Consider the following 9567-nt stretch of genomic DNA (forward strand, 5'->3'; position numbering starts at 1 on the left):
GTGAGGGTGGGCCAGCCGTTCTGCCAGTCGAGGGTTTTGAGCCAGACATGCGGTGTGCCGTTTTCAGCCAGGTTCTGGGCGTGGAAGATAAGGACGCTCTCGCCGCTCTGGGTGTCGAGGTAGGCCGTTCCACCCCCGGGGGCATTCCAGGTGGTGTCGCCTTTGAGGAGGACGGTTCCGCCGCCGCTCATCATGGGGACGCCGTTTTCATCAGTGAAGGGGCCGTGCGGGCTGGTGGAGCGGCCGACCGCCTGCTTGTAGTTGTCGGTGGCGACGGATTTGGTACAGCAGTGGTCGATGGAGACGAAGAGGTAGTAGTAGGCGCCGTGGTGGACGAGGGAGGGGCCTTCGATGGCGTCGTCGGAGACGCCGGGCCGGGTGGCGAGGTCGTAGCGCGTGGAGTTGGAGGCGAGCAGGAGGCCGGTGGCGGGGTCAACCTGACGCTGCTTGATGCCGGTCCAGTAGCTGCCGTAGGTGAGCCAGACGGAGCCGTCGGTGTCAGTAAGGGTGTTGGGATCGAGGGCGTTGAAGTCGTCCCCGTCTTTGGACTGGAGGATGATGCCGCGGTCGATCCATTTATAGGCGTCGTCGGAGGGATCGAGTGTGGTGTTGGTGGCGAGGGCGATGACGGATCGCTGGGTATTGAGGACGGAGGCGTTGTAGTAGAGGTGGTATTGGCCGTTGAAGTAGGAGATGTCGGGCGCCCAGAGGCCGGCTACGTCGGGATATCCGGACCTGATCCAGGAGGGCATGCCGTCGGGGAAGACGCTGCCGCAGCGAGTCCAGTTGATGCGGTCGGAGGAGCAGTGGATGGGCAGAGAGCCGGAGGAGGCGAAGCCGACGACATCGGTGGAGAAGGCGTAGTAGGTAGCGCCCTGCCGGATGATGCCGGGATCGAGGACGGGGAGGGTGTCTCCGGTGAGCGGATAGGCGCCGAGAGGATTGGTTGCGGGCGTGGCGGAGGAGACGCTGTTTGCGGAGACGCTGGCGCAAGACGTCAAAACTATAGAGGAGACGGAAAGCAGGCAGGCGCCTACCAGCCGTTTGTAGGAAAACATAAGCGGAAGCAACCTTTCAAGATCTATACGCATTACGATAGACCCGGCTGATGTACCGCGCATCCCACAAAGGTGTTATTGCGCCCACTCGGCCCGGGGTGAAACCTGAGCGCGGGCGGCCGTAATAGGCGCTCCTATGGCGGGCAAGACAACGGGCCGCATTAGCAGGCAAGGAGTTACCGGCGGGACGGACCAGCACCCTTGCGCGGAGCAACTGACGACGGAGTGGGCGAATCATAGCGCCCAGGTGGACAGACAGGGATCAGGATGACTGATACGGGTCCGGTCCACTCCAAGCGCGGGAGAACTGGAACGAGGCGAAGGCGCGATTTGTGAGCTGGGAACGAAATTGCGTATCCCCCGGCATGAGTGATTTCGGGAGTGAGCGCGCAATCTGGAGAGGTTCTGCTGAAGAAGCCTCCGCGCTCGGACGCCGTGCTGACACTTGGTAAAGTGAAAAGTTAAAACCTTTGAGAACTCCGGATTGCGGGGATGCAGCATCGCGTTTTTGGCGGGACGGCTTGTCCATCCATCCTCAAGGATTTTTGGGAAGAATTTGAAATTACAACCGTGACAACTGCGGAATTCGGCATCTGAGATTGAGAAAGATAGCTGGTCGGAAAGCGGCCACATAGACACATGCCAAAAGGATATTTACATCTATGCGTGGTTCACAGAAGACGGCGATTATTATCGGCGCGGGTCCGGCCGGTCTAACGGCGGCCCTGGAGTTTTGCCGCCAGTCAAACATCAAGCCGATTGTGCTTGAGGGCAGCGACAGGATTGGCGGCATCTCGTGCACGATTCGCCATAACGGCAACCGGATCGACATAGGCGGGCACCGGTTCTTTTCAAAGTCGGACCGGGTCATGGACTGGTGGACGGACATGATGCCGATCGCGGGTTCGCAGGGAAGCGGCGAATTTGCGATCAAGTATCAGAATCAGCAGAAGACGGTGCGGGCACCGAAGCCTCGGCCGGTGGCGGTCGATCCGGATTGCGTGATGCTGGTGAGGCCGCGGAAGAGCCGCATCTATTTCATGCGCTCTTTCTTCGACTATCCGCTGTCGTTGACGGGGCCGACGCTGCGCAAGCTGGGTCCGGTGCGAATGGCGCGCATTGTGGCGAGCTATGTGAAGGCGCAGGTATTCCAGCGCAAGCCGGAGAAGTCGCTTGAGAACTTTTTGATCAACCGGTTTGGCGAGGAACTGTATCTGACCTTCTTCAAGAGTTATACGGAGAAGGTGTGGGGCGTGCCGTGCAACCAGATATCGGCGGCGTGGGGCGCGCAGCGGATCAAGGGGCTGTCGCTGAAAAAGGCCGTGACTCATTTCTTCTCGAAGATGTTTTCGGGTACCAAGAGCGATCCGTCTGACATTCGGCAGAAGAACTCGGAGACGTCGCTGATCGAGCAGTTTCTGTATCCGAAGTATGGGCCGGGGCAGCTTTGGGAGCATGTGGCAAAGCTGGTGGAGCAGGGCGGCGGCGAAGTGCGCATGGGCTGGCGGGTGAAGAAGCTGCATGTGCATACGCGCATTGACGGGGTGGAGCAGATCACGGGCGTGGACGCGACGACGCCGGAGGGCGAGACGGTGACGCTTGAGGGAGATCATTTCTTCTCGACGATGCCGATCCGGGAGCTGCTGCGGCAGATCGACACGGAGATTCCTGAAGAGGTGAAGGCGATCTCGGAGGGTTTGCAGTACCGGGACTTTATCACCGTTGGACTGCTGGTGGACCGGCTGCTGATTACGGAGCAGGATGGGTCGCCAGTGAAGGACACGTGGATCTACATCCAGGAGCCGGAGGTGCTGGTGGGGCGGATGCAGATCTTCAACAACTGGAGCCCGTACCTGGTTTCGGACCCGTCGAAGGTGTGGATCGGGCTGGAGTATTTCTGCTATGACACGGACCGGCTCTGGAACATGTCGGACGAGGAGATTGCGAAGTTTGCGATCGCGGAAGTAGCGAAGATCGGGATTCTGAAGGCGGATGAGGTGCGGGACCAGTGCGTGTACCGTGTGCCGAAGACGTATCCAGCGTACTTCGGGACGTATGAGCGGTTCGACGAAGTGATCCGTTACATGGAGCGGTTCGAGAATCTTTTCCTGGTGGGACGGAACGGGATGCACAAGTACAACAACCAGGATCACTCGATGCTGACGGCGATGGTGGCGGTGGAGAACATTATCAACGGGGTGAAGAGCAAGCAGAATCTTTGGGAGATTAACACAGAGCAGGAATACCACGAGCAGAAGCAGGCCCCGGCAACGGAGAACGAAGGACGGGAGGCGGAAGAGCGCGCAGCATGAGGGAGACGCCATCTTTGGACAACAGGGAAATTGTTGAGCCGGAGAGGGCGGGAGCTCGAGGCCGGGTGGGTGCATCGTGGGAAGAAGCCATCGACGCGTCGCCCGGTCGTGCCTTTGCCTGGCTTACGATTTTGTATTTTGTCGCGGTGTTTGGACTATCGCACTTGAAGCTGATGTGGCTGGACGAGCTGATCACGCTGCACATTGCGAAGCACGGGGGGCCGGCGGCGATATGGGACGCCCTGGCGCATGGGGCGGATCCGAATCCGCCGGTGACGCACCTGCTGGCGCACTACAGCCGAGCTCTGCTCGGGGACCACGAGTGGGCGTATCGGCTGCCGGCTGCGCTGGGCTACTGGGTGGGGCTTTTATCTCTGTTTGGATATATGAGGCGGCGGGTGCCGGGGACGTGGGCGATAGCGGGCACGCTGCTGTCGATGTCGATGGCGGCGTTTGACTATAGCTACGAAAGCCGGTCGTACGGAATCTTTTACGGGCTGGCGATGCTGGCGTTTTTGTCGTGGACGTGCGCTGTGGATCCATCGGGGAGCGGGCGGGGGCGCACCCTGGGCGTGATTGGGCTGGTGGCGGGACTGGCTCTGGGGATTTCGACGAACTACTTCGCCGTACTGGCGTTTTTCCCTGTGGCGACGGGCGAGGTGGTCCGCACTGCGATGCGGGCGCGCGGGGAGCGGAGGTCAGGCGGGCCGATGCGCTTGTTGAGGGCGGTGGATTGGCGCATCTGGGTTGCGATGGCGGTGGCGGCGATGCCGCTGCTCGCGTATCGGCCGCTGATTGAGCGGTCGATTGCGCAGTTTGCGCCCTATGCGTGGAACAAGGTGTCGCTGGGGCAGGTCGCGGATTCCTACACCGAGATGGTGGAGGTGGTGTTGTTTCCGCTGCTGGCGTTTTTTGTCTTGGCGGCGGGGATGTGGCTGGGACTGCGGCACGCCGAGGTGTTGTGCAGCGGGTGCCGGGGGCGGGTGATGCCGCGCTGGATGCAGGGGCTGAGGCAGCACGGTGGGATGGGAGTGCGGATTCCAACGCATGAGGTAGCCGGGATTCTGACGCTGATGGCGTATCCGTTTGTGGGGTACGCGGTGGCGTCGATACGGGGCGGGATGCTGTCGCCGCGTTTTGTGATCCCGGTGTGCTTCGGCTTCGCGATTGCGGGGACGGTGGTGGCGTATGGGATGTTCGGCCATCTGCGGCGTGCGGGGATGGCGTTCGGGTGCCTGATGCTGGCGTGGTTTGTGAGCCGCGAGGCGTATGTGGGGTATTGGTATGAGCAGCAGAAGGAGTGCTTCTACAAGGTCGTCGATCACCTGCCAGGGGCGCTGGCCGAGGTTCCCGGGAGTGCGCCGATTGTGATTCCCGACCCGCTGCTGGCACTGACGTTTCAGCATTACGCTCCGGCGGAGATGGCCAGGCGGGTGGTATTTCCGATGGATTTTCCGGCGATTCGGAGATACCAGGGCGACGACTCGCCGGAGGAAAACCTGTGGGCGGGAAGGAACCTGATTTACACCATGCCGATCGAGACGATGGCGGAGTTCCAGCGCACGACGCACGAGTACCTGATCGTCTCTGGCGACCAGAACTGGATGATCAGGGATTTGAACGATCATCACTATCTGCTGACCCGGCTGCCGATCAATACGCGGGCGACGGACCTTGGCGGATTTACGCCGCTTGCTCACGGGGTGCCGGTGCTTTACAAAGAGTCGTGGGATAACCCTGTCGCGGATATCTCGGAGCCGTTGACGGTGCCGGTGCCGTTTGTGGCGGCGGAGAACGTGCCGAGCGCGGGGATGGGGCACAACGGAGGCGCGCGCAAATGAGTACGCAGTTGGCTTCGGCGAGACCGCGCATTCTGCGGCCATGGCAGGTGGCGGCGGCGGTTGCGGTGCTGGCGGTGGCGCTGGGTGTGCTGTATGCGAGCACTCGCACCAAGGCCGAGGTGCGGGTAGTGAACCCAGACTACGAGACGATTGAGAGCACGGTATCGACGACGGGCACGGTGGTGCCGGCTCGCGATTTCCCCGCCAGGGCGAATTTTACGGGTGTGGTGGACAAGATCTATGTGCACCTTGGCGAGAAGGTGAAGGCGGGACAGATGCTGATCCAGATGAAGGATCAGTACGCAGTGCCGCGTTTGGAGAAGGCGCGCGCGGATCTGGATGATGCCGAGGTGACGGAACAGAATGTGCTCGACAACGGGTCAAAAGAAGACCGGTTGGGCATGCAGGCCGACTTGCAGAAAGCGCAAACGGAACGCGACCAGGCGGTGACGGCGCTCGATTCGATGGAACAGATTGCAAAGCATGGAAGCGTGTCGGGCGCGGAGCTGGACGCGGCAAACCAGAGGGTGCAGGCCGCGCAGATGAACCTGGGCGTGATCGAGAAGCGGATGACGGACCGTTATAGCGCGCAGGATATCAAGAGCTGGAAGGACACGGTGGCGGCGGACAAGGCCTCGGTGGCGGCGGAGAAGGTGAGCTGGGCGAACGCGAATATCTCGACGCCGATTGCGGGGACGGTCTATGTGCTGCCGACACATCTCTATGACTTCGTGCCGGCCGGTACGGACATGCTGCATGTGGCGGATCTTTCGCACATCCAGGTGAGGGCGAATTTTGAAGAGCCGGACATGGAGAAGATCCACGTGGGGCAGGCGGTGGACGTTACGTGGGACGGGGCTCCGGGGCGGACGTGGCACGGGCACCTGGAAGCGAAGCCGCTGGCGGTGACGCGGGCGAATGGGCGCAGCGTGGGCGAGTGCCTGATCGGGCTCGATGACGACCATGGGGACCTGCCGCTGGACACCAACGTAGCCGTGATTGTGGCGACTGAGAAGCGCGAGCATGCGCTGAGTATTCCGCGCGAAGCGCTTTATACGGAAAACGGCAAGCAGTATGTGTACCGCGTGGACGGGGACGAGCTTAGGCGGACGGAGGTAGCGACGAAGATGTCGAACGCCATGCGCATCGAGATCACGGGCGGGCTGACGGCAAAGGATACGATCGTGCGGCATGTCGATACGGATCAAAAATTGTCGGACGGACTGCATATCAAGGTCGTGAATTAGCCATCTCACTCTCAGGAGTGTTTTTCGAGTTTCACCCGAACTAAATGACCCGAACGATCTCAGGAAGGTTGAGAAGGGGAAGCGGACGCGTGCGCATGGCCGCGGCGCTGGTGTGGGTTGTTGCATGTCTATGGTCAGCCGCGCGTGCTGACGGGCAGGTGTCGTTCCAGGACGCGATTGCGCTGGCGGTGCGGAACAGTCCGCGGATGAAGGCGGCAGAGAACGATGTGGCCAAGGCCGAGTTCGGGGTCGCGGTGGTGAAGGACCTGTATATCCCGAGCGTGACGATCGGCGGCGGGGCGGGTTATTCGTACGGCATCACGCTGACGGTACCGACGATCTTCACGGTGAGCGCGCAGTCGGTAGTGTTCGGCTTTCGGCAGAGATATGACCTGAAGGCGGCGCATGCCGATCTCAAGGCGGCGCGGTTGGCGCTTGGAGAGATCAAGCAGCAGGTGGAAGAAGATGCTGCGATCACCTATCTGTCGCTCGACGCGGCCCAAAGTACGGCTGGGGCGCTCGATGAGCAGTATGACGTGGCGATGAAGCTCGCAGCGATTATGAAGGACCGTCTTGGGGCTCACCTGGAGAGTGAACTCGAGGTGATGAAGTACCGGCGGGGGGCGCTGCAGATCAGGCTGGGAGAGATGCAGGCAGCGGATAACGCCGAAGACCTTCGCGGACATCTGAGCCAGATTACGGGAATTCCCGTGACGGAGCTCAAGATCGAGCCAGAGACGATTCCCCGGATTGCCGCAGAAAGTGCGGAAGGTGGCGAAGCATATCCGGAGACGCCGGGGATTAAGGCAGCGGCGATGACGGACAAGGCAAAGGCGCTGAGGGCAAAGGGCGATGCGGACTATATGTGGCGACCGCAGATAGGGTTCGGGGCGAGTTATGGCCGAGTTAGCCCGATCCAGAATGTGACGGAGTTTTATAACTTGAACGGCATTTATAACACCTACTCGGTCGGAGTGTCGGTGCAGTTTCCGATTCTGGACATGGTGCGCCGGGCGGCGGCAAAGGAGTCGAAGCTGGACACGGAGCGTTCGCTGATGGACCTGGCGATCCTGCGGTCGGATGAATCTGCGGGGCGGCACAAGATGGCGCGGTCGCTGCCGGAGTTAGCAACGAAGGCCGAGCTGGCGGATGTGGACTACGAGATTGCGCAGGACGAGTTGAGCGACACGCTGGCGCATTCGCAGCATGCCACGGGAGGCACCCCGGTGACTGAAAAGGATGTAGAGAACGCGCGCATCGAAGAGCGCGCGAAGTATGTGGAGATGCTGGATGCCAAGCTGACGGCGCGGAAATCGCAGATCACATTTTTGCGCCTGACGGGCAGACTGGACGCATGGCTGAGCGGGCTGAAGGCGCCGGGGACGCCGAATTAGCGCCATGGCGGCGTGGCGCGGAGCGCGATGGACAACTGCCGCGGCGGCAGGGGAGATCGTCTACGCACGTGGGCCGGCACTGGGCGAGGAGCAGGCCGCATTGGCGACAATAGGAGCAGCCATGCCAGTGGCGGCCGCGAAGGACTCGGCCCAGCCGACGTGGAGAGTCGGAGCGCTGGCTAGCGCCGTGCTGACTCCGCTGGCGATAGCGGTTCACGGGTATCATCCGTTTGCCGAAGATGGCGGTGTGTATGTCGCCGGAATCAAGCGCACGCTCAACTCCAGCTTATATCCCTATTGGTCGGGATTTATCACCACGCACCTGAAGTTTTCACTGTTCGCGCCGGCTGTTGCGGCGGTTGCGCGCGTGACCCATGCGGGGCTCATGCCGGTGCTTTTTGCGCTCTATGCGGCGACGATGTGGCTGACGCTGTTTGCGGCGTGGCTGCTGGCGAGCCGGTGCGCGGCGGGGAGAAACGCGTGTCTGGGAGCGGTAACGCTGCTGGCGATGACGCTGACGATTCCGGTGGCGGGCACATCGCTGATGCTGATGGATCCGTATGTGACGGCGCGCAGTCTATCAACGCCGTGCGGCTTGCTGATGCTGGTGGGCGCGCTGGACGTGGCGACGGCGTGGTCTGCTGGTGCGCGGGTGAGCTGGGGCGCGGTGACGCTGGTGGCGGGAAGCTTTTTGGTCGCAGCAGCGATGCATCCCTTGATGGCGGCGTATGCGCTGGGATGCGCAATGCTGCTGGTGGCATTATCGCTGCGGGCGCGCGTTGCGCTGCTCACGGCCTGCGGGCTACTGTCCGGAACGGTGCTGGCGATGGCAGCATCGATAGAGATGCTGGGCCCGGTAACTACGAGCGCATATGCCATGGTAGCGCAGACGCGCACTTATTGGTTTCTGAGTAACTGGCACTTATATGAGCTAGTTGGATTGATGGGTCCGCCGGTGGTGGTGCTGCTGGTGTGGCGGAGGGGGATAACGGGGGAGAGGAGCGCGGGGGCAAGAGTGGCGGAGATGACTGCGATTGCGGGGGCGAGTGCAACCGTAATCGCTGCCCTGTTTGCCGAGCCGTGGTCCCGGTCGTATGAACTGGCCATGCTGCAGCCGCTGCGGGTGTACTCGACCATCTACCTGGTAATGCTTGTGGCGCTGGGAGCCTGGATGGCAGAGAAGCTGCTGCGGCCGTGTATGGGGCGCCGCGGAATGGTCTCGTGGGCCGCGGCGATCGTGCTTGCCGGTGGGGCGATGGCGTTTGTGCAGCGAGAGACGTTTCCTGGATCAGCGCATGTGGAACTGCCAGGGCGCGGCCCCGTGAATGCATGGACCGACGCGTTTGAATGGGTGCGGGGGCACACGCCGGTGACGGCGGTATTCGCGCTGGACAGCAAATATGCGGAGGCAGCCGGTGAAGATAGCCAGAACTTTCGCGCGATTGCGGATCGCAGCGCGATGCCGGACTACGCCAAGGACGGCGGGATCGCGGCGATCGCTCCGGGGCTGACAACGGAGTGGCTGGAAGGCGAGAGCGCGCAAAAGGGATTGGCCGCGGGAGTGGGATCGACCGAGTTGGCGCGCCTGCGAGCGTACGGCGTGGACTGGATTATCGTGCCGCGGGAAACTCCGCTGACTATCCCTTGTGCGTATGAGAACGCAATGGTACGGGTGTGCAGGGTGCGCTGATCCGGGTGATCTCAGGTTAAATAGC

At 61.7% G+C, this 9567-nt stretch carries 6 protein-coding genes; 5 read left to right on the forward strand and 1 reads right to left on the reverse strand.

The features are described 5' to 3' along the window. Nucleotides 1-1058, reverse strand: a 1058-nt coding sequence (locus tag VGL22_RS20265) for an arabinan endo-1,5-alpha-L-arabinosidase (protein ID WP_465268779.1), incomplete at its 3' end; no start/stop codon positions are given. A 662-nt stretch (nucleotides 1059-1720) separates the two neighbouring features. Here VGL22_RS20265 and VGL22_RS20270 point away from each other — a divergent pair. The 5 genes from VGL22_RS20270 to VGL22_RS20290 all read left to right on the forward strand — a co-directional run bounded on the left by VGL22_RS20270 (nucleotide 1721) and on the right by VGL22_RS20290 (nucleotide 9542). Beyond that, entirely contained in the window at nucleotides 1721-3370 is a 1650-nt protein-coding gene (locus VGL22_RS20270) for an NAD(P)/FAD-dependent oxidoreductase (protein WP_465268780.1), read from the forward strand. A 65-nt stretch (nucleotides 3371-3435) separates the two neighbouring features. Beyond that, entirely contained in the window at nucleotides 3436-5211 is a 1776-nt protein-coding gene (locus tag VGL22_RS20275) for a glycosyltransferase family 39 protein (RefSeq protein WP_465268781.1), read from the forward strand. Continuing rightward, entirely contained in the window at nucleotides 5208-6458 is a 1251-nt protein-coding gene (locus tag VGL22_RS20280) for an efflux RND transporter periplasmic adaptor subunit (RefSeq protein ID WP_465268782.1), read from the forward strand. Before VGL22_RS20275 ends, VGL22_RS20280 begins: the two co-directional genes overlap by 4 nt. A 68-nt stretch (nucleotides 6459-6526) precedes the next feature. Further along, nucleotides 6527-7852, forward strand: a complete 1326-nt coding sequence (locus VGL22_RS20285) for a TolC family protein (RefSeq protein ID WP_465268783.1) — start codon at nucleotides 6527-6529, stop codon at nucleotides 7850-7852. 4 nt (nucleotides 7853-7856) lie between these two features. Next, nucleotides 7857-9542: a hypothetical protein gene (locus VGL22_RS20290; RefSeq protein ID WP_465268784.1), complete on the forward strand. Its 1686-nt coding sequence runs from the start codon at nucleotides 7857-7859 to the stop codon at nucleotides 9540-9542. Nucleotides 9543-9567: the final 25 nt, after the last annotated feature.

The sequence above is a fragment of the Occallatibacter sp. genome, assembly GCF_036502485.1.
GTDB lineage: Bacteria > Acidobacteriota > Terriglobia > Terriglobales > Acidobacteriaceae > Telmatobacter.

Coding starts and splice junctions, on each gene's coding strand:
- VGL22_RS20280 (WP_465268782.1), top strand. CDS start 5,208: ATGAGTACGCAGTTGGCTTCGGCGAGACCGCGCATTCTGCGGCCATGG.
- VGL22_RS20290 (WP_465268784.1), top strand. CDS start 7,857: ATGGCGGCGTGGCGCGGAGCGCGATGGACAACTGCCGCGGCGGCAGGG.
- VGL22_RS20270 (WP_465268780.1), top strand. CDS start 1,721: ATGCGTGGTTCACAGAAGACGGCGATTATTATCGGCGCGGGTCCGGCC.